The 22,280-nt window shown below is 59.9% G+C and carries 20 protein-coding genes and 1 pseudogene; 9 read left to right on the forward strand and 12 right to left on the reverse strand.

The features are described from left to right. Nucleotides 1–42: 42 nt before the first annotated feature. The 3 genes from BLU71_RS10100 to BLU71_RS10110 are packed head-to-tail and all read left to right on the forward strand — an operon-like array spanning nt 43 to nt 4,831. Complete coding sequence (locus tag BLU71_RS10100) at nt 43–1,479, forward strand: TolC family outer membrane protein (RefSeq protein ID WP_156889228.1); 1,437 nt, start codon at nt 43–45, stop codon at nt 1,477–1,479. Then, nucleotides 1,476–3,638 (forward strand): type I secretion system permease/ATPase, encoded by a 2,163-nt coding sequence (locus tag BLU71_RS10105; RefSeq protein WP_042610262.1) that lies wholly within the window; start codon nt 1,476–1,478, stop codon nt 3,636–3,638. The genes BLU71_RS10100 and BLU71_RS10105 overlap by 4 nt, the downstream gene beginning before the upstream one ends. A 5-nt stretch (nt 3,639–3,643) precedes the next feature. Further along, complete coding sequence (locus BLU71_RS10110) at nt 3,644–4,831, forward strand: HlyD family type I secretion periplasmic adaptor subunit (RefSeq protein WP_376779059.1); 1,188 nt, start codon at nt 3,644–3,646, stop codon at nt 4,829–4,831. Here the strand turns inward: BLU71_RS10110 and BLU71_RS10115 are convergent, their stop codons facing one another. After that, complete coding sequence (locus tag BLU71_RS10115) at nt 4,832–5,428, reverse strand: trypsin-like peptidase domain-containing protein (RefSeq protein WP_141681074.1); 597 nt, start codon at nt 5,426–5,428, stop codon at nt 4,832–4,834. 219 nt (nt 5,429–5,647) lie between these two features. Beyond that, a complete protein-coding gene (locus tag BLU71_RS10120; protein WP_083352974.1) occupies nt 5,648–6,400 on the reverse strand; it encodes an SDR family NAD(P)-dependent oxidoreductase in 753 nt (250 codons plus the stop codon). A gap of 120 nt (nt 6,401–6,520) precedes the next feature. Here BLU71_RS10120 and BLU71_RS10125 point away from each other — a divergent pair, with 120 nt between their 5' ends. Together BLU71_RS10125 and BLU71_RS10130 are read left to right on the forward strand one after the other, a co-directional pair. Continuing rightward, a complete protein-coding gene (locus BLU71_RS10125) occupies nt 6,521–7,462 on the forward strand; it encodes a LysR family transcriptional regulator (RefSeq protein WP_083352975.1) in 942 nt (313 codons plus the stop codon). A gap of 103 nt (nt 7,463–7,565) precedes the next feature. Then, complete coding sequence (locus BLU71_RS10130) at nt 7,566–8,582, forward strand: saccharopine dehydrogenase (RefSeq protein WP_083352976.1); 1,017 nt, start codon at nt 7,566–7,568, stop codon at nt 8,580–8,582. Nucleotides 8,583–8,755: 173 nt separating this feature from the next. Here BLU71_RS10130 and BLU71_RS10135 read toward each other — a convergent pair whose 3' ends face one another. The 7 genes and pseudogenes from BLU71_RS10135 to BLU71_RS10160 form a co-directional block, all read right to left on the reverse strand. Next, the gene (locus BLU71_RS10135; RefSeq protein ID WP_042610406.1) at nt 8,756–9,025 is read right to left on the reverse strand and encodes a hypothetical protein; all 270 of its coding nucleotides are present in this window, start codon (nt 9,023–9,025) and stop codon (nt 8,756–8,758) included. 261 nt (nt 9,026–9,286) lie between these two features. Continuing rightward, nucleotides 9,287–9,859 (reverse strand): hypothetical protein, encoded by a 573-nt coding sequence (locus BLU71_RS10140; RefSeq protein ID WP_042610257.1) that lies wholly within the window; start codon nt 9,857–9,859, stop codon nt 9,287–9,289. A gap of 171 nt (nt 9,860–10,030) precedes the next feature. Then, the gene (locus BLU71_RS10145) at nt 10,031–13,120 is read right to left on the reverse strand and encodes an efflux RND transporter permease subunit (RefSeq protein ID WP_083352977.1); all 3,090 of its coding nucleotides are present in this window, start codon (nt 13,118–13,120) and stop codon (nt 10,031–10,033) included. Then, complete coding sequence (locus tag BLU71_RS10150; protein WP_083352978.1) at nt 13,117–14,226, reverse strand: efflux RND transporter periplasmic adaptor subunit; 1,110 nt, start codon at nt 14,224–14,226, stop codon at nt 13,117–13,119. The genes BLU71_RS10145 and BLU71_RS10150 overlap by 4 nt, the downstream gene beginning before the upstream one ends. 99 nt (nt 14,227–14,325) lie before the next feature. After that, nucleotides 14,326–14,482 (reverse strand): annotated as a pseudogene (locus BLU71_RS27480) (transporter); the annotation flags it as partial. A 141-nt stretch (nt 14,483–14,623) separates the two neighbouring features. Continuing rightward, the gene (locus BLU71_RS10155; RefSeq protein ID WP_083352979.1) at nt 14,624–15,250 is read right to left on the reverse strand and encodes a TetR/AcrR family transcriptional regulator; all 627 of its coding nucleotides are present in this window, start codon (nt 15,248–15,250) and stop codon (nt 14,624–14,626) included. Between the two features lie 138 nt (nt 15,251–15,388). Continuing rightward, entirely contained in the window at nt 15,389–16,711 is a 1,323-nt protein-coding gene (locus tag BLU71_RS10160; protein ID WP_083352980.1) for an APC family permease, read from the reverse strand. A gap of 533 nt (nt 16,712–17,244) precedes the next feature. Here BLU71_RS10160 and BLU71_RS10165 point away from each other — a divergent pair. Then, nucleotides 17,245–17,607 carry a DUF6124 family protein gene (locus BLU71_RS10165; RefSeq protein ID WP_083352981.1) on the forward strand — a complete coding sequence of 121 codons (363 nt, stop codon included), beginning with the start codon at nt 17,245–17,247 and terminating at the stop codon, nt 17,605–17,607. Nucleotides 17,608–17,735: 128 nt separating this feature from the next. Here the strand turns inward: BLU71_RS10165 and BLU71_RS28140 are convergent, their stop codons facing one another. Continuing rightward, nucleotides 17,736–17,867 (reverse strand): YHYH domain-containing protein, encoded by a 132-nt coding sequence (locus tag BLU71_RS28140; protein WP_116657708.1) that lies wholly within the window; start codon nt 17,865–17,867, stop codon nt 17,736–17,738. 275 nt (nt 17,868–18,142) lie between these two features. Here BLU71_RS28140 and BLU71_RS10175 point away from each other — a divergent pair, with 275 nt between their 5' ends. Next, complete coding sequence (locus BLU71_RS10175; RefSeq protein WP_083352983.1) at nt 18,143–19,453, forward strand: MFS transporter; 1,311 nt, start codon at nt 18,143–18,145, stop codon at nt 19,451–19,453. Between the two features lie 127 nt (nt 19,454–19,580). Here BLU71_RS10175 and BLU71_RS10180 read toward each other — a convergent pair whose 3' ends face one another. Beyond that, nucleotides 19,581–19,880 (reverse strand): metal-sensing transcriptional repressor, encoded by a 300-nt coding sequence (locus tag BLU71_RS10180; RefSeq protein WP_083352984.1) that lies wholly within the window; start codon nt 19,878–19,880, stop codon nt 19,581–19,583. A 106-nt stretch (nt 19,881–19,986) separates the two neighbouring features. On the opposite strand from BLU71_RS10180, the gene BLU71_RS10185 reads away from it, so the two are divergent. Next, nucleotides 19,987–20,346 carry a hypothetical protein gene (locus BLU71_RS10185; protein ID WP_083352985.1) on the forward strand — a complete coding sequence of 120 codons (360 nt, stop codon included), beginning with the start codon at nt 19,987–19,989 and terminating at the stop codon, nt 20,344–20,346. A 400-nt stretch (nt 20,347–20,746) separates the two neighbouring features. After that, nucleotides 20,747–21,754, forward strand: coding sequence for a LysR family transcriptional regulator (locus BLU71_RS10195; protein ID WP_083352986.1), 1,008 nt, complete (start codon nt 20,747–20,749; stop codon nt 21,752–21,754). Here the strand turns inward: BLU71_RS10195 and BLU71_RS10200 are convergent. Further along, nucleotides 21,751–22,212, reverse strand: coding sequence for a RidA family protein (locus tag BLU71_RS10200; protein WP_083352987.1), 462 nt, complete (start codon nt 22,210–22,212; stop codon nt 21,751–21,753). The genes BLU71_RS10195 and BLU71_RS10200 overlap by 4 nt on opposite strands. Nucleotides 22,213–22,280: the final 68 nt, after the last annotated feature.

Genomic DNA, 22,280 nt, shown 5'->3' on the forward strand with positions numbered 1-22,280 from the left:
AAGGCATCAGCAACGTCCGTCTCTCAACAGTAAGGGAAGTCTGTGGAGTCAGTTTTTCGCCAGAAATGGCCGGTGGTCCTGTTGACCATCGGCCTCTACCCCGCTTTCACCGTCGGCGTTCGCGCCGACGACAATTTCGACAGCAGCTTGCGCAGCATCAGCCCGTCGCAACTGCAACAACCGGCAGGCAATGACAGTCGTCAGCGCCCTGCCCCTGCTTCCAGGGCCTCCGCCGATGCGGACGCTCTGGGGCTGGAACAAGCGGTCAGGCTGGCCGTGGACTGGCACCCACGGATCGGCGAGGCCATCGGCACGCTGTTCCAGCAAGGCGAAGGGGTCAACGTCGCCGAATCCGGCTATTACCCGCAGGTCACCGGCGGCATCAAGGGTGGCTACACCAGCGGTTACGGCAGCGATGCCGGCAGCCAGTCGGTGAACATTTCCCTCAAGCAGATGTTGTATGACTTCGGCAAGGTATCCAGTTCCGTCGACGCCGCCCGCGCCCGGGTGGCACGCAGTCAGGCCGGGATTCTGCTGGCGATCGATGACATTGCGCGCGACACCGCCAAGGCCTACATCGAAGTGCAGCGCTACCAGCATCTGCTCGAGGTTGCGCGCGAACAGATTCAAGGTATTGGCGGCATCGTCGACCTGGCCAAACAGCGCAGCGACATGGGCGCCAGCACCCGCTCCGATATGGTCCAGGCGCAGTCCCGGGCCGAAGGTGCGACGGCGACGTTGCAGGAATTCAAGGCGCAATACGCACGCTGGCAAGCCACCCTGACCAGCCTGCTCGGACGGCGCACGCCGCCAGCGGTGAGTGACGCTGCTGCGCCGACGCTGAGTCAGGCCTGTGACGTTTCGCAAATCTCCGACACCCTGCCCGCCGTCCTCCAGGCCGCTGCGCAACGCACTCAGGCCCAGGCCGAACTGGCCCAGGCCAAGGCCGAAGCCTACCCGACCCTGTCTCTGCAACCGTCGGTCAATCAATACCTGGACGACCACTACGATGATCAGAACTCCCGCGCTGATCGCACCCAAATCGGGATCTTTCTCAACCTCGAAGTGCCGATCTACCAGGGCGGTGCGATCAGCGCGCGCAGCCGCGCCGCCGGCCATGCGCTGACCGCAGCGGACTCGGCCGAAGACTTCGCGCGCCTGCAAGCGCGTCAGGGTCTGGCTGAAGCCCAGGCGCAGACCTCGGGCCTGAACCGGCGGCTGCGCTCGCTGGAATTTCGCCAGACCAGCATCACCGAAGCGCGCATGTTGTACGGCCGCCAATACCTCGAGCTGGGCACCCGCCCGCTGCTGGACTTGCTCAACGCCGAGCAGGAAATCCACCAGTCGCGCTTTGATCTGGTCAACACCCAAGCCGATCTGCAACGTCTGCAGATCGACTGCTTCTACAACAGCGGTGCGATTCGCCGGGTCTTCGGCATCGACCACAGCGCCATCCAGAATGTCGAGATCCTGCCATGACCGATGCCAGCATCACTATTGCTGAACCCGCCGCTGCCGAGGCTCGCGAGGATTATTCACCGTGGCTGGAAGCGGTGCTCAAGGTCGCCCGCCACTATCGCCTCGATGTCTCCCCGGAAAGCGTGCGCCTGGCGTCGGTGCACAGCGAAGGCCGCGTCGAAGAAGTGGTTCGGCACATGGCGCGTCAGGCCGGACTCAGCGTCAAGTTCGCGGTGTTCGACAACAAGAGCCTGAGCCGCTGGCGCACGCCGCTGGTGGTGCAACTGCGCGATGGTCAGGTCGGCGTGCTTGAAAGCATTGGCGAGACCGGCGAGCTGGGCATCTGCTTCAGCGGCGACCAGGGTTTGCAGAGCCGCATGGACGCCGCCGCTCTCGCCGAGCAGGCCCTGCGCACGGTGATTCTGCGCCCGACGCAACCGGTGGCGGACGTGCGCACCAACGACTACATCAAGCCGTACGACGAACACTGGTTCCGGCGCATCGTCCTTACCGACCTGCGCCCCTACAGCCAAGTGATGATCGCCTCGCTGGTCGCGAATCTGCTGGGGATGGCCGGAGTGCTGTTTTCCATGCAGGTGTACGACCGGGTGATTCCGGCCGAATCGCTGCCGACCCTGTACGTGCTGTTCGGTGGGGTAATGCTGGCGCTGCTGTTCGATTTCGTCATGCGCATCCTGCGTCTGCGCATCACCGATGTACTGGGCAAGCGCGCCGATCTGCGCGTCTCCGATCTGGTGTTCGGCCATGCCTTGCGCCTGCGCAATTCCGCGCGGCCGAAATCCACTGGCTCGTTCATCTCGCAACTGCGCGAGCTGGAACAGATTCGCGATCTGATCACCTCCAGCACCGCCACGGCGCTGGCGGACATGCCGTTTTTCCTGCTGTTCCTGCTGGTGTTCTATTTGATCGGCGGGCCGCTAGTCTTGATTCCACTGGTGGCGCTGGTGTTCATGTTGCTGCCCGGGATCATCGCGCAACCGCGTCTGGCCCGACTGGCCAATGCGTCGATGCGCGAAGCCGCGCTGCGCAACGCCATGCTGGTGGAAAGCATTCAAGGCCTCGACGACATCAAGGCACTACAGGCCGAGCAACGTTTCCAGCAACAGTGGAATCAATACAACGCTGCCTCGGCGGACAGCAGCCTGCGTTTGCGCACGTTGACCAACAGCCTCGTGGCCTGGACGCAGAATGTGCAGGGCGGCGTGTTTGCGGTGGTGATCGTGTTCGGCGCGCCGATGGTGATTGCCGGCGACCTGACCACCGGCAGTCTGGTCGCGGCGTCGATCCTGTCGTCGCGGATGATGGGGCCGATGGCGCAACTCACCCATGTGCTCACCCGCTGGCAGCAGGCCAAGGTCGCGCTCGAAGGCCTGAACCGGATCATGCAGATGCCGGTGGATCATCCCGAAGGCAGCCAGCGCGTGCACCTGCCGGCGATTCGCGGCGACTACCGCCTGCGTCAGGCCAGTTTCCGCTACAGCGAGGAATCGTCCCCGGCGCTCAACAGCATCGACCTGAGCATTCGCCCCGGCGAGCGCATCGCCCTGCTCGGCCGTAACGGCGCCGGCAAGTCGACCTTGCTCCAGGCACTGGGCGGCGCCATGGATCTGAGCAGCGGCGAAACCACCCTGGACGGCATCGCCCTGGCGCATCTCGACCCGGCTGACCTGCGCCGCGACGTGGGCTTGTTGTCGCAACAGGCGCGGCTGTTTCACGGCACCCTGCGCGACAACATCACCCTCGGCGCCGGTCAGGCCAGCGATCAGGAGATCATTGCCGCGCTGACCGTCACCGGTGCGCTGGATTTCGTCCGGCAGTTGCCCAAAGGCATGGATCACCTGGTACTTGAAGGCGGGCTGGGATTGTCTGGCGGCCAGCGTCAGAGCTTGCTGCTGTCGCGCTTGTTGATCCGTCAGCCACAAGTGCTGTTGCTCGACGAACCGACCGCGGCGCTGGATGACGTCACCGAACGACTGCTGCTGGAAAAACTCGCGACCTGGACTCAGGGCCGAACGCTGGTCGTCGCCACGCACCGGGTCAGCGTGTTGCAACTGGTCGAGCGGATCATCGTTCTCGACAACGGGCGCATCGTCATTGACGACCATCGCGACGCGGCACTCGCGCGGCTGCGCGCACCGGGCAAAGGAGTGGCGGTATGAAACCGATGATGACCGACGTACCGGACCCGATGTCCTATCTCGACGGCCGCGATGAGCGTGCCCTGGCCGGTGGTGCAAAGGTGATCTGGGGTTGCGCGCTGATGCTCGCCTGCTTCGTCGCGTGGGCGGCGTGGTTTGAGATCGTCGAGGTCTCGACCGGCACCGGCAAAGTGGTGCCGAGCTCGCGCGAGCAAGTGATTCAGTCGATGGAGGGCGGCATTCTCGAGCAGCTCAACGTTACTGAAGGCGCGTTGGTCGAGCGCGGCCAGATTCTCGCGCAACTGGACCCGGTGAAGAACCAGTCCAACGTCGGCGAAAGCGCGGCCAAGTACCGCGCGGCGCTCGCGAGCGTCAACCGCTTGCAGGCCGAGGTCAGCGAAAAACCGCTGGCCTTTGACGCCTCGCTGCAGGAGTTTCCCGATCTGATCCGCGCCGAAACCGAGCTCTACCAGACCCGTCGCAAAGGTCTGGCGGAAACCCTCGATGGTATTCAGAGCTCGCTGAAACTGGTGCGCAGCGAACTGGCGATCACCGAGAATCTGGCGAAGATCGGCGCCTCGAGTCGGGTCGAAGTGCTACGCCTGACCCGTCAGCGCTCGGAGCTGGAATTGAAGGCCACCGAAGCCCGTTCCGATTACATGGTCCGCGCCCGCGAAGACCTGGCCAAAGCCAACGCCGAAGCGCAGATGCTCGAGGCAGTGATCCGTGGTCGTACCGATTCGCTGTCGCGCCTGACCCTGCGTTCGCCGGTGCGCGGTATCGTCAAGGACATCGAAGTCAGCACCATTGGCGGGGTGATCGCGCCCAACGGCCAGGTCATGCAGATCGTGCCGCTGGATGAACAACTGCTGATCGAGACGCGCATCTCGCCGCGCGACATCGCCTTCATTCATCCGGGTCAGGCGGCGAAAGTGAAAATCACCGCTTATGACTATTCGATCTACGGCAGCCTCGACGGCGAAGTGGTGACGATCTCGCCGGACACGATTCAGGACGAAGCCAAGCCGGAGATTTTTTACTACCGCGTGTTCATCCGCACGTCGTCGGATGAACTGCGTAACAAGGCCGGCAAACGCTTCGCCATCGTGCCCGGAATGATCGCTACGGTCGACATTCGTACCGGCGAAAAAACCGTGCTGGACTACCTGATCAAACCGCTCAACCGCGCCCGCGAAGCGTTGCGCGAACGTTGATCAGCGACTGGCCAGCTTGGTCGCCGGCGGCGCCGTCGGGGTAATACTCGCCTGATAGCGCGCCCACTCGCGATTGATCTCCGCGTACGGCAGGAAAATGCTCACGCGCGGTTGATCAAGCAGGTCCGGGCGCTTGAGGCGGCTGACGTCATCGCGGGTCAAAAACGCCACGTTGATGCCGACTACCTTGCCATCGGCGGAAAATACCGGCCCGCCGGACATGCCTTTGGCCAGTGCGCCATTGTGAGTGCCATAGAGCACGTTGCCCTCTTTGACGTCGAGGCGAACCATCGCCGGCAATGCCTGACCGGTGCCCTTGACCGACATGTACAGCGAATTGAACCCCACCGAGGTCAGCTCTTCGCCCGGCTTGTAGCCGCGCCATCCCGGCACGCTATTGGCCTTGTGGCGGAAGAACTGCACGTCTGCCTGCCCCTGGAAAACCGTGCCCGACAGGTAAGGAATGTGCTTCACCGTCACGGCGTAATCTTCATTCCATTGCACAGCCGAACCCATCAGCACGTAAGGCAAAGGCGCGCCGGAGTGAACGACAAAGGCTTGGTCTAAAACAGGATCCTGAACAAAAGCGACTGGCATTCCATTGCACCCGCTGAGCAGCATCGACGCTGCAACAAGTGACTTGAGGGGGCGCATTTTCGGTACATCTTGAAGTGAGGGAAGGTGCTGCAATATGTCATTGCGCCATCACTTCAGCAATAGCCTGAGCCTACCGCTTGTCGGCGAGCGATATAGTCAGTCAATGATTGGATCCAAGTAGCGAGGCTGGGACGATGATTGCCATCGTCCCCTTGCGCGTCAGATTTGTGCCTGACCACCGTCGACAAACAGCTCGATACCGTTGACGAAGCTAGCGTCGTCCGAGGCGAGGAACACCGCGGCAGCAGCGATTTCTGCCGGCTCGCCAACACGCCCCATCGGTATTTGCGATGCCATGTAATCGAGCAGACCTTGCTGCTGTTCGGCGTCCGGACCGGCCAGCTCCACCAGGCCCGGGGTTTTGGTTGCGCCCGGGCTGAGCGTGTTGATGCGCACGTTGCGGTCTTTCAAATCCAGAATCCAGCTGCGCACAAAAGCCCTCACCGCAGCCTTCGACGCGGAATACACGCTGAACGCCGCCGTGCCGGAACTGCCCGCCGTGGAACCGGTAAGAATCACCGAAGCGCCTTTGGCCAACAGCGGCAAGGCTTTCTGCACAGTGAACAGCACGCCCTTGACGTTGCGATCGAAGGTGTCGTCGTAGTGCGCCTCAGTGATCTCGCCCAGCGGCAGCATCGAGCCACCGCCGGCGTTGGCGAAAAGCACGTCGAGATGGCCCTTTTCGGCACCAATCTGCTGATACAGCGCATCAAGCTGTTCGAGGTTCGTCGAGTCAACCTGCACGCCTATGGCGTTGCCGACCAGCGCAACGGCGGCGTCGAGCTCGGCCTGGCGACGGCCAGTGATGTAAACGTAAGCGCCTTCCTCAGCGAAGCGTTTGGCCGTGGCGAGGCCAATGCCGGAGGTGCCGCCGGTAACGAGAGCAATTTTGCCTTGAAGTTTGCCAGTCATGAGTCTTCTCCAGAATGTGAGTACAGCCAATCGGGGTTTGGTTTCGAGCTGGGAAAAGCTTATCGACGCTACCGACCTTTCAAAATAGAATTGTCTGAAACTCATCGTTGCAGAATTGAAATGAGCAAACTGCCTGATTTTGAAGGTCTGGCGATGTTCGCCAAAGTTGCAGAGGAAGGTTCGTTCGCCTCCGCCGCGCGGGTCATGGGCGTCTCGGTACCCACGGTGTCGCGAGCGGTGGCGCGGCTCGAAGAGCGCCTGGGCGGTCGCCTGTTCAATCGCACCTCGCGGCAATTGGCGCTGACTGAATTCGGTTCGAGCATGGCAGCTAAAGCCGGGGACATTTACCGCCAGGCCGAAGAGGTCGAGAGTGAAGCACAAGACCTCTCGGTGCAGCCGCGCGGACAAGTCCGCCTCGCCGTGCCCATGTCATTCGGTTTGCGCTGGGTCGCGCCGTTGTTGCCTGAGCTGCTGCGCCGCTACCCGGAGCTGTTCGTCGACCTGCATTTGCATGACGCCTCGGTCGACCTGATCGCCGAGGGCTTCGACGCCGCATTGCGCATCGCCGCCCTGCCCGACTCATCGCTGGTCGCGCGTCGGCTGTGCGCCGTGAGCCAACTGCTGGTGGCGTCTCCCGGCTACCTGGAAGCTCACGGACGCCCCGTGCACCCGCGTGATCTGGCGACGCGTTCGTGCCTGAGTTACGCATACCGCGCGCGCGCGCAAGTCTGGCGCTTCACCCATCACAGCGGCATCGAGGAAGATGTCGTGCCGAAAGGCCCGTTGCGCGTGACCAATTCCGATGCGCTGCTGCCGGTGTTGCTCGAGGGATTGGCGATTGCCGAATTGCCGGAATTCATCGCCAGCGAATACCTGGCCGATGGGCGGCTGGAAGTGTTGCTGCCGGAGTGGCACATGACTCGCGGCGGGCTGTATTTCGTGACGCCGTCTGCACGCAGTCGGCCAGCGAAGATCCGCGCGCTGTCCGACTTCTTTGCCGAGCATCTGTCGGAGCCAGTGTGGCGCTGTGATCCGGCACACCCTTCGTACTTGCTCAAATGAACGTTCGTCGGTGCGCCTGACGACCGCACGGGCAATCCGGAAAGTGCGTGCTAGGGTGTCTAGCCAAAGCACGTTTCAATCCAGGAAAAAATGAGGAGGATTCATGCCACTTCATCCCATTCTGTTCATGGGCGGTTCCGGCGCCATCGGCCACCAGACGGCCCGCGCATTGCGCGCGGCGCATCCCGACGTACCCTTGCTGATCGGCGGGCGCGACCTCGCCAGAGCTGAGCAAACCGCCGAGCAAATCGGCAATGCCCAGGGTGTGGTCATCGATGCTCGCGCAGAAGATCTGGGACTGGGTGATCGCCCGGTCAGCGCCATCGCCCTTTTCTACATGGACCACGCCCTCGCCGGGCTGCGTTTTGCGCAAAAGCGCAAGGTGCCGCACCTGAGCATTTCTTCCGGCGTATTCGAAATCGCCCCGCAAATCGCCAGTTTCATTCACTCGCCCGAGGCGGCGCCGATTGTGCTCGGCTACGAATGGATGGTCGGCGCGACCACGGTAGCGACGCTGCACCTCGCCAAGGCCTTCGCGCGCGTGCACGACATCCGCATCCACGCACTGGTCGACGAACAGGATGGCGGCGGCCCGACCGTGGCGGTCGATTTCGAACACCTGAACAAAATGCTGCCGGCCGCGCTGACCCGCCGTGACGGCGAGTTCATCTGGCGCGAAGGCGACGACGCCAAGGTCAGCTTCCGCGCCGTCGACGGTACCACTCTGGAAGGCGCCGGTTTCTCCTCCATCGACGTCACCGGCCTGGCCGCCGCCACCGACGCCCCGAACGTCGAGTTCAACCTCGCCAGCGGCGTCAGCTCGACCCGGCGTCAGGGCCAGCCGATGTCGACAGAGATATTGATCGAAATAGAAGGCACGGATCACAAGGGATCTGCGTTGCGCACACGGCACGCCGTGGTTCACCGCGCAGGTGCGGCGGCATTGACCGGGCTCAGCGTGGCCATGCTGCTGGAGCGACTGGTTGGGCTGGACGGGCAAGCGCCTGTGAGGCCGGGGTTGTATTTTCCGTATCAGTTGCTGGACGCGCAGGTGTTTTTGCAGCGGCTGGAAAAGGACGGTGGTGAATTGATTGAGCTGAACAGAGAAGTGACTGGATAAAAAATCGTAGCGACCAGGCTGGTCGCTACTAAAAAAGACAGAAGACAGGGTCGCTGGCGAGCAACCGAAGCTTCAATTTTACTTTCCTGCGTCTGCACAGAGTCAGAGCTTGCGACCAACCTGAGCGTAGCCCTGCCTTGAGCTCAAGGCAGGGCGCAGAGCCCTGGCAAATGTCACTTCTTCTTTTTCGCTGGCTTGTCGGCCTTCTCTGATTTCTTTGCCTTCTCCGGTTTGCTGTCAGCTTTCTTGGCGGAATCCTTGGGTTTGGCGTCTTTTTTCTTTTCTTTCTTGTCAGAGGGCTTTTCTTTCTTGTCGGAGGACTTCGATAGCGTCGAAGCCGCATCCGATTTCTTCGCCGATGACGACTTTTTGTCTTTCAATTCTTTACTGGCTTTCGAAGTCTCACCTTTGCTCTTCTTGTCATCTTTAGCCACGTTAACCACCTCTCGGAGTAGTGCTGACATTAGCGCACTGCCTGCGGAATTGCCCACAGGCTCAGTATTAGGCGTGGCTGGTGGAATGCCGTTCAATTTTTCTCAAACGTCGACAATCGCAGGCTGAAAGTTCAAAAGGTGTTGGCGATCTGGAAGCGCCTTGCACTAAAAGGCGCATCCTGTTCTTCGTCCTGGTTTCGGCGAAAGAAATCGCGCATCAGGTCGGCAGGAGCTTGACGCTGCCACAAACCCTGCTCGCGGGTCTGCCAGTCATTCCTTCACCTGTTGAGCCAGTGCGGTGGGGTAAATGACTTGCTGGGTGTCCAGGTTGCGAATCTCGGATTCGATGCTGATGGTTGACACCTCTCGTCCGCGAGGTCCGCTGATAGCGGTGCTGGTGGAGAAGTCCACCACATAACGCTGGCCGGCGCGCAATTCGACATCGCGTGCACCGAAGCCGCATTTTGCGCCGCCGGTACCTAGCCCGTTCATCGATACCCAGCACCAGCCCAAGGAGTGCTTTCCGGGCGTAAGGCGTAGCGCCTGTTTACCGGAAACGTCGAGAATTGACGCACGCCCTGCGCCCGGCAACGGTTGGTCATCCACTTGCGTCGCTAGCAGCAGTCGGTGAAAGGGCACGCCGATAGCGCGAAATTGAGTGGTCGCGAAGTAGACAAGCGCGGCGTCGGGAGCGTTATTGGAAAGATCATAAGGCGTCATCGATTCCGGCGCCCATTCGCCCTGGTAATCCTTGTAGTGATAGTTGGAGCAGGCGGTGGTGAAAATGGCTGCCAGCAGAACCGCAGATAACTTGAGTGGCGAATTGAATAGCGACGAACGCATTGTTCTTCCTTGTTGAGATACCTACGGCTGCTTTGTCAACAGCGGCCGTTTCCGGCGAAGAGTGATATCGGGATGATATCATTCAAACCGTCATAGAGCCTCTGCGGCGCTGTTCTTGTGCCAAAAAAAAAGACTCGCCGCGTGACGAGCCTCTTATGCCTGTACTTCGCTTCAGGCTGATCTCACCGTTGCAGCCTGCTGGTTGTTCTCAGCCCGAATCCTGAACCAGATCGCATACATCGCTGGCAAAAACACCAACGTAATGATGGTGCCAACAAACGTGCCGCCGATCAGCGTGTACGCCAGCGTGCCCCAGAACACCGAGTGGGTCAGCGGAATGAACGCGAGAATCGCTGCCAGCGCGGTCAACAACACCGGCCGCGCCCGTTGCACTGTCGCTTCGACCACGGCATGAAACGGCGCCAGGCCTTCCTGCTCATTGTGATGAATCTGCCCGATCAGGATCAGCGTGTTGCGCATCAGGATTCCAGACAGCGCGATCAACCCGACCAGCGCGTTGATGCCGAACGGCTGATTGAAGATCAGCAGCGTCGGGACGACACCGATCAAGCCTAACGGCGAGGTGAGGAAGACCATGATCATCGCCGAGATCGAACGCACCTGCACGATGATGATCAGCAACGTCATGGCGATCATGATTGGCAGCAACGGCAAGATCGCCTTGCCTGCCTTGCCGGATTCTTCGATGGCGCCCGCCTGTTCAATCCGGTAACCGGATGGCAGGTTTTCGATGATCGGCTGCAACTGCTGGATGATCGCGCCGGAGACGTCCGGTGGCTGCAAGCCTTCGGCGATGTCGCCACGCACGGTGATGGTCGGCGTGCGATCACGGCGGCGCAGGATCGGATCTTCCATGCGCACTTCCACCTGGCCGATCTGCGACAACGGGATGCGCTGCCCCGCCGCGCCGACCAGGGTAAAGCCTTCGATCTGTGCCGGGTCGAGGCGGATATTGCCCGCCGCACGGCCGACGACCTGGACTGAACGGATGTCCTCGCGAACCGCCGTGATCGGCACGCCGCTCAGAAGAAATTGCAACTGCTGGGCCACCGCGCTGGACGTCAGCCCCACCGCCTGCAAGCGATCCTGATTCAGGTTGAAGTGCAACGTCGGCGTCAGCGGCCCCCAGTCCGTGTTGACGGTTCTCATCATCGGGCTGTCCTGCATCACCGCCCTGACCTGCTCGGCGATGTCGCGCAGCTTCGCCGGTTCAGGCCCCATCACGCGATAGGCCACCGGGAATGGCGAGTACGGGCCGAACACGATTTGCGTGGCCCGAACGCGTGCCTCTGGAGCAAGCCCTTCAGCGACGGCTTCGCGCAAACGCAACTTGAGGGTTTCGCGAGCGTCCTGGCCGTCGGTCAGCACGACGATTTTGGCGAACGATGGATCCGGCAACTCCGGCGCCATCGCCAGGAAAAACCGTGGCGCGCCCTGGCCGATATAGGCCGTGACGATTTTGGCCTCTTCCTGCTTTTGCAGCCAGGCTTCGACTTTGACCGCCGCCGCGCTGGTCTGCTCGATGGACGTGCCATAGGGCATCTGCACTTCGATCATCACTTCGGGACGGTCAGAGGTCGGAAAGAACTGCTTCTTCACCAGCCCCATGCCTGGAATCGCGACGACAAACAGCGCGACAACCATGCCCGCCACCAGCCACTTGCGCGTAATCACCCAGGTAAGAATCCGCCGGAAGCGGTTGTAGCGCGGCGTGTCGTAGATTGCCGCATGCCCGCCTTCGACTTTCTTGACGTCCGGCAACAGCTTCACACCCAAGTACGGCGTGAAAGCCACGGCGACGACCCATGAAGCAATGAGCGCGATGCCGACAATCCAGAACATGTTGCTGGTGTACTCGCCCGCCGTGGACTGGGCGAACCCGTTTGGCAAAAAGCCAATCGCCGTGACCAGTGTGCCAGCGAGCATCGGCGCTGCGGTATGGCTCCAGGCATAAGCTGAGGCCTTGATGCGGTCGTAGCCCTCCTCCATTTTCACCACCATCATTTCAATGGCGATGATCGCGTCATCGACCAGCAGCCCCAGCGCCAGGATCAATGAACCCAAGGTAATCCGGTCGAAGTTCTTGCCGGTGGCTGCCATCACCACAAACACGATCGCCAGGGTCAACGGCACCGCCGCTGCGACTACCACGCCGACACGCCAGCCCATGCTGAGAAAACACACGAGCATGACCACCAGCAGCGCGACAAAGAACTTGACCATGAACTCGCCGACGGCCGAGTCGATATTCACCGCCTGATCGGTGACTTTGGAGAGGGACATGCCCAAGGGCATTTCCTCGTTGATCCTGACCGTCTCGGCATCCAGCGCCTTGCCCAGATCGAGACCGTTCCAGCCCTCGCGCATGATCACGCCGAGCAATAACGTTTCCTCGCCATTGTTGCGCACCAGAAAGGTTGCCGGGTCTTCGTAGCCGCGCTCGACCGTCGCGACATCAGATAGCTTGAGGGTTCGCTCCTGCGCAACCACCGGCGTGTCACGGATTTTCTGTAACGTATCGAACGCGCCATCGACGCGCAGAAAAACCTCCGGCCCTTTGGTTTCGACCGATCCGGCGGGGGTCAGGACGTTCTGATTGTTCAGCGCGGCGAAGATGTCCTGCGGCGACAAACCCAGCGTCGCCAACCGATCATGGGAAAACGAAACGAATATCCGCTCGGCCTGCTCGCCGATGATGTTGACCTTTTTCACCCCCGGCACATGCAACAGGCGCTGGCGTAATGTCTCTGCGTCGCGCACCAGCAAGCGCTGCGGCTCGCCCTTGGCTTTCAAGGCGAACAGCGCGAAGGTCACATCGGAAAACTCGTCGTTGACCATCGGCCCGATGACACCCGCCGGCAGCCTGATTGCTTCGTCGTCGAGTTTTTTCCGTGCCTGATAAAACTCTTCCTGCACTTGGCCCGGCGGTGTGCTGTCGAGCAACGACACCACGGTGAATGCAAGCCCCGGGCGCGTGTAGGTTTCCGTGCGGTCGTACCACTTCAATTCCTGCAGACGCTTTTCCAGGGGTTCGGCGACCTGGTCCTGCATCTCCTGCGCGGTCGCCCCCGGCCACGCGGTAATCACCGTTAGCTGCTTGACCGTGAACGGCGGATCTTCCGCCCGGCCCAACTTGAAGAACGACAGGACGCCGGCAACGGCGATCAGAAAAATCAGAAACACCGTGATCGCCCGTTGGCGAACGGCGATGGCGGAAAGGTTGAACCGGCCCTCGCTCATGGACGGCTCCCGGCAACCTGGCCATCGTCGCGGGCAAGCAAGCGTACTTCTTCGCCATCGCGCAGCAGATGCGCGCCCAGCGCGACAATCGGTTCACCGACGTTGAGCTGGCCAGCGACACGGGCCGAGTCATCGCTCAAGCCCAGGACCTCCACCGGGCGCCAGCTCACTGTCGCCGGTGTGCCGGCGATGACCCACACGCCGGGGCCTTTGCCCGGGTCGTAGATCGCGGCGACGGGCACCTTGAGCGCCTGATCTGGCGAAGAACCCTGGGCAATTTCGACGGTGACCGTCGAGCCGATTGGCGCATTGGCCAAACTGCCTTCGAGCACATAGCGCGCCTCGAAGGTACGAGTTGTGCTGTCGGCCGAATCGGAAAGCAGACGCAGTTTTGCGCTCACGGCAGCCGACGTATCGCCATACAATTTTGCCTGAGCGGTCGAGCCCGGCGCGGGGCGCAAGGTCTCGGGCAGATGGACGATGGCCTCCCGCTGACCGGCCCGCGCCAGCCGCACCACCGGTTGTCCCGGGCTGACGACTTGCCCGGGCTCGGCGAGGGTTTCCACCACCACGCCATCAGCGTCCGCCAGCAAAACCGCGTAACCCGAGGCGTTGCGCGCTACGTCCGCTTGCGCCACAGCGGCATTGAGTTGCGCCCTGGCGGTGTCGGCTGCGGCTTTGAACTGATCGTAGGCCGATGCCGAAATAGCGCCGGCGGCGACGAGTTTGCGATTGCGCGCTTCGTCACCGGCAGTCTGTATGGCTCGGGCGCGAGCGGCGCTCACCGCTTCTTGCTGGGCTCGCGCCTGCAGGCCGAGGTCGATCGGGTCGAGGCGCATCAGTGGCTGGCCGCGCTTGACCGTCTGACCGGTATCAACCAGACGCTCGAGCACCTTGCCCGAAACGCGAAAACCCAGATCGCCCTGCACTCGCGCCGCCACGACACCGGTGAATGATCGTGTTCCATTTTCTGCCGGTTGCACCGCCGCCGATCTGACAATCGGCGCCAAGGTACGCGGGTCTTTTGCGCTGGAGGAATCCCCGCACGCCGTCAGGGCCAAGGGCAACAAACATACCACGAGGGGAAAAGGTCGGAGCCGGCGCATGGAATTCCTTTACTGAAAATAGGATGATCATCATATTCTCAGTCTTGTGACCAGTGCCGTCAACAGTCACAAAGTTTCCAGTCCGATTTCAGCGCTGAATCAAAAGCGATAGCTGACGGAAGTGCCGAGGCCGCTGGCGCTGTTCTTGTATTTGGCGCTGTAGGAACCTTTGCCTACCAAGGTGCCGTTGAATACGCGGTCCGCGATTGGTGTTGTTGGCCGGAGACTGATCAACCGAGAACCCGGTACGCAGCACTGAAATAACCAAGCTGCGGCGGCCATGTAGTCCGAGTGACCATACCAGTCAGCAGTCACACCCAGAACAGCGGAAATTTCGTTGCGTCAGGAACAGGATTGGGTTGGGGCGACTGATCCGACTCCCCGGATCAGCAGACGGTCAAGGCATCAAGCTTCGCAAGATGAGGTTCGAAGTCAGCGTGGGCGCCACTTCGATGAAGTCGAGGTTGTGTTGCAGCATCAGCGGATTGACGAAGGGCCGCAGCGCCAAGTGGATCGATTCGACGGTTTCATCCAGCGGCGTCCTGCGCTCGAACTCACCGACCTCGCGCCCTTCACGGACAATGTCGGTGATAAAGCGCTTGATCTGCGCATCGTAACGCTGCGCACTCGGCCAGTTTTCGCCAGCGGCGAATGCGGCAATGTCGTAGAGCTTGCGGTCGTTGAAGAACAGATCCACGCCCGTAGCAATCACAGTTTTCACCAAACGGCGGAAACGCTCGGTGGGCGTCAGGTCTTCCTCGTTTATCGCCTGCTCCACCGCCGCAACGATCTGGCCCAGACAGTTAGCGCAGATGGCCTCGCCAATCGCCTGCTTGGAATCGAAGAATTTGTAGATGTACGCCTTGGAGAAACCGATGGCCTTGGCCAGATCGGATACCGTGGTCTTGGCGTAGCCGTACTGGCTGAAATGCTCGTTGGCCGCCGCGACAATCTGATCACGAATGTCGTGATCGACGGGACCACGCGGGCCGGGGAAGGATGGGGAAACTGAAGTCTGATTCATGTCGGCAGCTTACTCACCCCACCGCCGACTGACAACGTGTGACACATTTCAATACCACCACCCACCCCCTGTAGGAGTGAGCCTGCTCGCGATAACGTAAGCCCAAACACCACCAATCCCCAGCCAGGAACCGCTGCACTAACCCGCCTTACTGATCGCAGACAAGTTGATACGAGAACAACCGTGCAGCAACACCCCGACAATGATCAACGCCCCCGCGCGCAACCACGTTTCCCAGCCCTGCTGACTGAGCAGAACCAGACACGACACGATCGCAAGCACCGGAACGAAGGTCGGCACGCGAAAGTGATCCTCCTCGACCCTGTCGCGACGAAGCACGAGCACCGCCACATTGGTACTCAGAAACACGAACAGCAACAGTAAAACCACCGTCTCTGCCAGCGTTGCCAAAGTGCCCGTGAGTGTCAGCGCAATCGCCACCAGGGTGGTTGCGACAATGGCCGCCCAAGGAGTTTTTCGTTCAGGCAGCACCGCCCCCAAAACCCCCGGCAACAGACCCAGATTGGCCATGCCATACGTCAATCGACTGGCCATGATCATGGTTAACAGCGCACCGTTGGCCACAGCGATCAGCGCAATGAAAGAGAACAGCGCCGGCGGGATTGCGAGGGTCGACGCGCGGACAACCTCCAGCAAAGGCGCCGACGTGGCTACCAGTTTCTCGGTAGGCAACACCGAAGAAGCCGCCACACCCACCGCCATGTAAACCACGCCAGCCGTGATCAACGCCGCGAACAAGGCGCGCGGGTAGACCTTGCGCACGTTCTTGATTTCCTCGGCTAGATTGGCCGAAGTTTCGAAACCCACGAAGGAGTAGAACGCGAGCAATGCCGCACCCAGCACCGCCAGCATGGGGCTGACGCCCGGCTTGAACGTGAGCGTTCGCCCCAGATCCGCCTCGCCTGTGCGGAAATACCAGACAGCAGCGACGATCACCAGAAGCAGCCCCGACAGCTCAATCACCGTCATCACCAGGTTCGCCCCCAGCGACTCCTTGATCCCCCGCGCATTGAGCAGGCCGATTGCCAGGAGAAACACCAGCGCGGCAATCTGCGGCGATACGTCGACAAAGGCGTTCAAGTAATCACCGGCAAACGCCAGCGACAACCCCGCAGCGCTGGTGACCGCAGCCGCCAGCATGCAAAAACCGACCAGGAAGGAGATGAGCGGCGATTTGAACGCCTTTTCCGCGAACACCGAAGCCGCGCCGGCGTGGGGATATTTGGTCACCAGCTCCGCGTAGGAACCCGCCGTCAACATGGCAAAGAACAGCGCAATCAGCAGCGGCACCCAAATCGCGCCGCCCACCTCCCCTGCGATCGTTCCGGCGAGAGCATAAACCCCCGCCCCCAGAACATCGCCGAGAATAAACAGAAACAGCATCGGGAAAGTGATAGCCCGGCGCAGAGAAGTTTTATCAGTGGGAGCCGTCACGGTCATTCCTTGGTTCAGGTGTGGAGGAGCTGGAGGGTTGTCACCTCAAACAATGGAAATGGCGCCGAAAGCAAAGTTCAAAATCTGTGATGGGATGAACCGGAGTACAAAGTGCCTCCCCTGTAGGAGTGAGCCTGCTCGCGAAGACTCCAGCCCAGTCAACACACAACATCAGCCAAACCCAATTTCCTAAACACCTCGTTTAAAAGCGATATCCAGACCATGCCAGCAAGCTACAACGCCTTGCGCCATTGCCTACGACTACGCCAGAATCCGCCGGCTTGTGCGCCTCGGGCCGTGGTTCTATCGTTGGCCGGTCACTGAAAAACAGTGATCGGGTTTGGTAGCCCGCTTTCCACATGGCGCATAACGTCACCGTCTGCAGATGCTTTCGCATCGGTTTTATGGTGGCCATGCGCAGGGCGTTTTCGAGCGCGCCGGTTTTTCCATGTGGGCCGGTCTACCAACCTTCGTATGGCCACCACCCTTCGTTTGGTAGCGAGAGTGATGGCTCCCTTGGTCACATATGGAGCTTCACCATGTTCAAAGTAACGCCTAACCCGCCACAGTCGGACCCAACCTCGCCCTACGAATCTCTCGACTCAAAAAAACTCCACGAAGCCGCCGACCGCGCCCTCGACCACTACCTCAAACCCACCGACATCATCAAAACCACGCCCTACCAGACCAGCAGCATGTTCCTCGCCAATTCGAAAACCGCGACCGAAGAATTGCTGGTCAACGCCAGCGAATCGCTGGGCTCGGCCTCGGTGATGTTGAGTGATGTGATCGGGATGGTTGAAGGATCTGCGCGCAAGACGCTGCAAGGTATCGCGCAGGTCGTCATGCTCGGCGAGCTGGCGGTTAATCAGGCGTTGGATAACGTCGTGCCGGTGGAGTAACCGAAAACGCCCTGTTACCGGTGAGGTGCAGAGCTTCAAATACAAGCGATGAAGGTCGGGCGTACGCTTATGTCCCGCCCCCCACCGCGCTCATCACAAGAGCCCAGCCTTGCGCTGGCTCTTGCCGTTTAGTGGCAGTGGTAGTCGTTGGTTTTATGGTTGCGATGGCAACCCTTCGAGTCAGTGCCACCGCTGTGCGCAAAGGCAGCAACGGATGTAATCGACAATATGGCGGCAATCAGAATGGCGGACAGTTTCATCAGGGCTTGCTCCATGCTCGTGTTTTTATTGTTGTGAGAGGCCTCACGCATTGCAGCGTATGGCCAGGTGCCTTCATTGAGCAAGCGACTTTTCCGGAGATTCGATCAAAGGTCGAGTGCTTATTTATTGAGCTACTCCCGTCTCTGGCTTAGGATGACCTATAATCCCCCCCAGGGGGATATAAAATCGTCTGCAAACCAGAGCTCGTCGCTTCTTTTTCTGCGGGAAGCCTCAGTGAGCAGATAGGCACACGCGTCTGCATTCGAGATTGCTCATGTTGAAAATTCTGGCCAACCGAACCTACCGTCATCTCTTCCTTGCGCAAGTGATCGCACTCGTCGGGACTGGTCTTGCCACGGTCGCATTGGGCCTGCTTGCGTTCGATCTGGCCGGAGCCCAAGCGGGAGCCGTACTCGGTACGGCGTTGGCAATCAAAATGACCGCCTACATTGGCGTTGCGCCGATCGCCGCGGCTTTTGCAGAGCGACTTCCCCGGCGTGCAATGTTGGTGTCGCTGGACCTGGTGCGAGCCTTCGTCGCGTTGGCTCTGCCGTTCGTGACGGAAATCTGGCAAATCTACGTACTGATCTTCGTCCTTCAATCAGCTTCGGCAGCGTTCACTCCCACGTTTCAAGCGACTATTCCAGACATCCTGCCGGATGAAGACGATTACACCCGCGCCTTGTCGCTATCGCGCCTGGCTTACGATCTTGAAAGTGTTGCCAGCCCGATGCTCGCCGCCGCGTTGCTGACCGTGATCAGCTTCCACAACCTGTTCGCCGGCACGGTCATCGGCTTCCTGGCCTCTGCTGCTTTGGTTGCCACGGTATTGTTGCCAAAGGCGAAGCAGATACCACGACGCAGCATTTACGAACGAACCACTCGAGGTATGCGCATATTTCTGGCCACACCGCGTTTGCGTGGGCTATTGGCTCTCAATCTGACAGTGGCTGCCGCCAGTGCCATGGTTATCGTCAATACGGTGGTGTTGGTGCAATCGCGCTTCGCTCTGCCTCAAAGCTCGACCGCATTGGCGCTGGCTGCGTTTGGAGGTGGCTCGATGGTTTCAGCACTGGTCTTGCCTCGGCTGCTGAACAACATCAAAGATCGAACGGCCATGCTGGCTGGCGGTGGAATACTGGTCGCAGGCTTACTGGTTGGCATCAGCCTGACCACTTATAGCTTCCTTCTGCCGCTATGGCTGGTGCTGGGGGTGGGCTATTCGCTGGCTCAAACGCCAAGCGGTCGACTATTGCGACGCTCGGCACATGCCGAAGACCGGCCGGCATTGTTCGCCGCCCAATTTGCGTTATCCCATGCCTGCTGGCTGATTACCTACCCATTGGCTGGGTGGTTGGGCGCGAATATCAGTCTCACTGCGTCATTTGTCGGGCTGGCTTTGTTGGCATGTGCTGCGCTGGTGGTCGGTATCGTGATTTGGCGTCCAGCTCATGACCAGGAGTCGATCAGACATACCCACGAGAACCTGCCGAAAGATGACGCACACATCCACGGCCAAGAAGGTCCGGATCACCAACATCCATACGTGATCGATGACCAGCATCGCCGATGGCCCAACCGGTGATCGTGACCAGGAGACTTGATACTACTATTGACCAACCTCGTAAGCCTCCGAGCAAAATAGCGCTCGGGAGATACAGCCAGACTTGAGCCTCGCCCTGTCGTGGGAGTTCAGCAAAATCGGGCATGACCTAAAGGTACTTGGTGATTTGTTTAAAGGCTTCCAGCGGTGCCCGCTCACCATTGTTCAACGCCGAGACGGTGTCCTCCAGGCAATGATCGATGTGATCCTGGATGAGTGTTCGTTTGGCCTGGCAGATCGCTTTCTCAACCGCATGAAGCTGCTGAGCGATATCCACGCACTGACGCCCTTCTTCGATCATGGTGATGATGCCGCGCAAATGACCGTCCGCTCGCTTGAGGCGCTTGATGATCGCCTCGTGACTCTGGTGGGTATGGGGATGGCTGTGTTCGTGTTCTTGCTCACTCATGACTTGAGGCCCGGGCTTCGATGAATTATGCTCGCATCCTATCCCCCCCAAGGGGATACGGTCAAACATGAGAAAGCCCCATCAAACAGGCCGAAAACCGAATTCCATGTTCAACAGGACACTGACAACGACGGTGGTAATCGCGCTTGCACTCGCCATGTTCATGGCTTGGGCCGGGCATACCTATTCGTTGTCGGTGCCGTCGCAACAGCCAGCGTGGGAGATCACTCAAGACGCCCATCACTCTCACGGCAAAGAAGTTTCATCCGGCCACTCAATTCTTTCGGAACACTATCACTCGCCACTGACTCCTGATCATCAGCACGAAACGCCGCAACTCACGGCCGCATTGATGCTGGCGACCTCGCCAATGCCATCGATGCGAGTCGATGCACTTCGACACGCTGTTCCCCCGCCGCCGATATTCCTGATCGAGCGCCCGCCACGTCCTTCGTTCGCATCCTGACCATGGCCGCCATGCGGCCCAAGATCTTCAAGGAGGGCTGCTAACCCTGCGTACGTGTCCGCTTTTGGCCGAAAGCGGCCAGCAGCAAGAATCCGACCTGACCACTAAAGAAAGCTGAAACTACAGCTCCAAACCGGAGCCCCGAATCCCCATTTCTCGGCAAATCTCGCTGTCAGGCGCGCCCAAGTCCGCAGACGCTCCCTCCCGTGAGCGCACCGGCACCCAGCCTGCATTGCTCCCGCCGAGGCGGATCGGCAGGCCCCAACCAGGGCAACATCCGATCTTCGCTACCCCATCGACTGACACCCTTTTCAACCAGAATGCTGGGCAAAGTCTGCTTGTGCACGCGATTCTTGGTTCACCTCAAGCCATTTCGTATGATGAGCAACCTAAGTTTGGGATGCTTGGCGTGAAATCATCATCAAAAAAAGCTTCAACCACTCCGCCCGTACCAACCGGCGTCACCCAGAATTTAAGCGAGGCTGTAAATCAACTTTCTTGGGACGATTTGCGAATCATTAAAACGCTAAGTGAATGCGGCAATAGAGCCACGACTGCAAAGAGGTTGGGGATCAATGTATCCACCGTATCGCGTCGTGTGGCTCAAGTGGAAAAGACACTTGGGGTCGCCCTATTTGACCACCGTCGCTCGGGGTACATGCTGACGCCCGAGGGCATTGAGTTAAGGGCCCTCGCCGAACGCGTCGAGCTTGATATCGTGAGCGTCACGCGTCGAGTTTCTCGGGCAGGTCAAGGGCTACTTGGAAAACTTAGGATCACTACTAGCGACTCCCTGCTGCTGTATTTCCTCACGCCGATCATCGCCGACTTCAAGGCGCTTAATGAAGGAATTGCCATGGAGGTTCTGGTTGGCAACGAGACGTTAAGTCTCGCTCGCGATGAATCTGATGTAGCGGTGAGAGCGACCACAAATCCTGCCGAAAGTCTCGTCGGGCGCAAGCTCGCTTCGATTGCATGGGCGCCTTATGGCAGCATAAAACAAGCGACTACTATCCCGTTCGCAGAAGGCCAACCGTGGGTGTCCTATTCCGCAGGATTATGTGGATTGAAAGCTAAGAGCTACGTCGAGGACAGAGTCAGCGCCGACTGTATTTCTTATCGCACCGACTCAGTCGCGGCGGCGAGCGTCGCCATTGCGGCAGGCCTTGGTTATGGGTTTCTGCCGTGCATGCTGGGAGACATTACGCCTGGGTTAACACGCGTCGGGCCAGTTGTGCGCGAACTACAGGATGAGCTCTGGCTGCTTACGCATCAGGACATTCGAAAGTCATGGAGAGTAAAGGCGTTCATGACTTTTTGTGCAGCAGCCGTAGCGCATCAAAAGCCTTTGATCGAAGGGCAGCTGGATCTCCCGGTTGCGCAGCGCGAAACCGGGAGCGTCTCTTAGTGGGCGCTAGATCCGATGACAGCCTTGCAGACAATTTCAATCAGCTGTGAACGTTGAGCCAACCTGGATACACCGATGATATTGCTCGCGCACTGGGGCCGCTCAGTGCGATATGCGGCTTTGCGCACATCACCTACCACGGCGAAGGCCGCGTCCATATCCAATACGTATAGCGTTTCTTCGACGACATCATTAAGGGTTGCTCCATAGAGCGCGAGCAACTTGGCGATGTTGTCGTAAGAGGCGCGCATCTGCTCTCCTATCGACGAGAAATCGCTGGGCTTGCCCTCGCTATTCAAAGGCGCGGGAGCAACCAGGTTGCCCTCCTCATCGTGGTTGAACTGACCCGAGATATAGATCTCGTTTCCAACTTTTCTGGCCTGGGGATAGCCGTAGCCCTCCTCCCATGAGACTCCCCAGTAAGCGGTGTTTTTGCCGTGCGGTTGTGAAGCAGCCATTGCTTTCTCCTTGCAGATGACGAATCGAATGATGTCGATTCGAGTTGTCGGGAGGCAAAGGCTAGCAC

Source organism: Pseudomonas moraviensis (assembly GCF_900105805.1).
GTDB classification, from domain to species: Bacteria; Pseudomonadota; Gammaproteobacteria; order Pseudomonadales; family Pseudomonadaceae; genus Aquipseudomonas; species Aquipseudomonas moraviensis_A.

Excerpts from the sequence above, each read along its gene's own strand:
- BLU71_RS28140 (WP_116657708.1), bottom strand. The coding sequence starts at position 17,867 with ATGAAACTGTCCGCCATTCTGATTGCCGCCATATTGTCGATTACATCC.
- BLU71_RS10145 (WP_083352977.1), bottom strand. The coding sequence starts at position 13,120 with ATGAGCGAGGGCCGGTTCAACCTTTCCGCCATCGCCGTTCGCCAACGG.
- BLU71_RS10110 (WP_376779059.1), top strand. The coding sequence starts at position 3,644 with ATGATGACCGACGTACCGGACCCGATGTCCTATCTCGACGGCCGCGAT.
- BLU71_RS10165 (WP_083352981.1), top strand. The coding sequence starts at position 17,245 with ATGTTCAAAGTAACGCCTAACCCGCCACAGTCGGACCCAACCTCGCCC.
- BLU71_RS10150 (WP_083352978.1), bottom strand. The coding sequence starts at position 14,226 with ATGCGCCGGCTCCGACCTTTTCCCCTCGTGGTATGTTTGTTGCCCTTG.
- BLU71_RS10155 (WP_083352979.1), bottom strand. The coding sequence starts at position 15,250 with ATGAATCAGACTTCAGTTTCCCCATCCTTCCCCGGCCCGCGTGGTCCC.
- BLU71_RS10160 (WP_083352980.1), bottom strand. The coding sequence starts at position 16,711 with ATGACCGTGACGGCTCCCACTGATAAAACTTCTCTGCGCCGGGCTATC.
- BLU71_RS10200 (WP_083352987.1), bottom strand. The coding sequence starts at position 22,212 with ATGGCTGCTTCACAACCGCACGGCAAAAACACCGCTTACTGGGGAGTC.
- BLU71_RS10140 (WP_042610257.1), bottom strand. The coding sequence starts at position 9,859 with ATGCGTTCGTCGCTATTCAATTCGCCACTCAAGTTATCTGCGGTTCTG.
- BLU71_RS10175 (WP_083352983.1), top strand. The coding sequence starts at position 18,143 with ATGTTGAAAATTCTGGCCAACCGAACCTACCGTCATCTCTTCCTTGCG.
- BLU71_RS10115 (WP_141681074.1), bottom strand. The coding sequence starts at position 5,428 with ATGCCAGTCGCTTTTGTTCAGGATCCTGTTTTAGACCAAGCCTTTGTC.
- BLU71_RS10130 (WP_083352976.1), top strand. The coding sequence starts at position 7,566 with ATGCCACTTCATCCCATTCTGTTCATGGGCGGTTCCGGCGCCATCGGC.
- BLU71_RS10105 (WP_042610262.1), top strand. The coding sequence starts at position 1,476 with ATGACCGATGCCAGCATCACTATTGCTGAACCCGCCGCTGCCGAGGCT.
- BLU71_RS10195 (WP_083352986.1), top strand. The coding sequence starts at position 20,747 with ATGCTTGGCGTGAAATCATCATCAAAAAAAGCTTCAACCACTCCGCCC.
- BLU71_RS10120 (WP_083352974.1), bottom strand. The coding sequence starts at position 6,400 with ATGACTGGCAAACTTCAAGGCAAAATTGCTCTCGTTACCGGCGGCACC.
- BLU71_RS10185 (WP_083352985.1), top strand. The coding sequence starts at position 19,987 with ATGTTCAACAGGACACTGACAACGACGGTGGTAATCGCGCTTGCACTC.
- BLU71_RS10180 (WP_083352984.1), bottom strand. The coding sequence starts at position 19,880 with ATGAGTGAGCAAGAACACGAACACAGCCATCCCCATACCCACCAGAGT.
- BLU71_RS10125 (WP_083352975.1), top strand. The coding sequence starts at position 6,521 with ATGAGCAAACTGCCTGATTTTGAAGGTCTGGCGATGTTCGCCAAAGTT.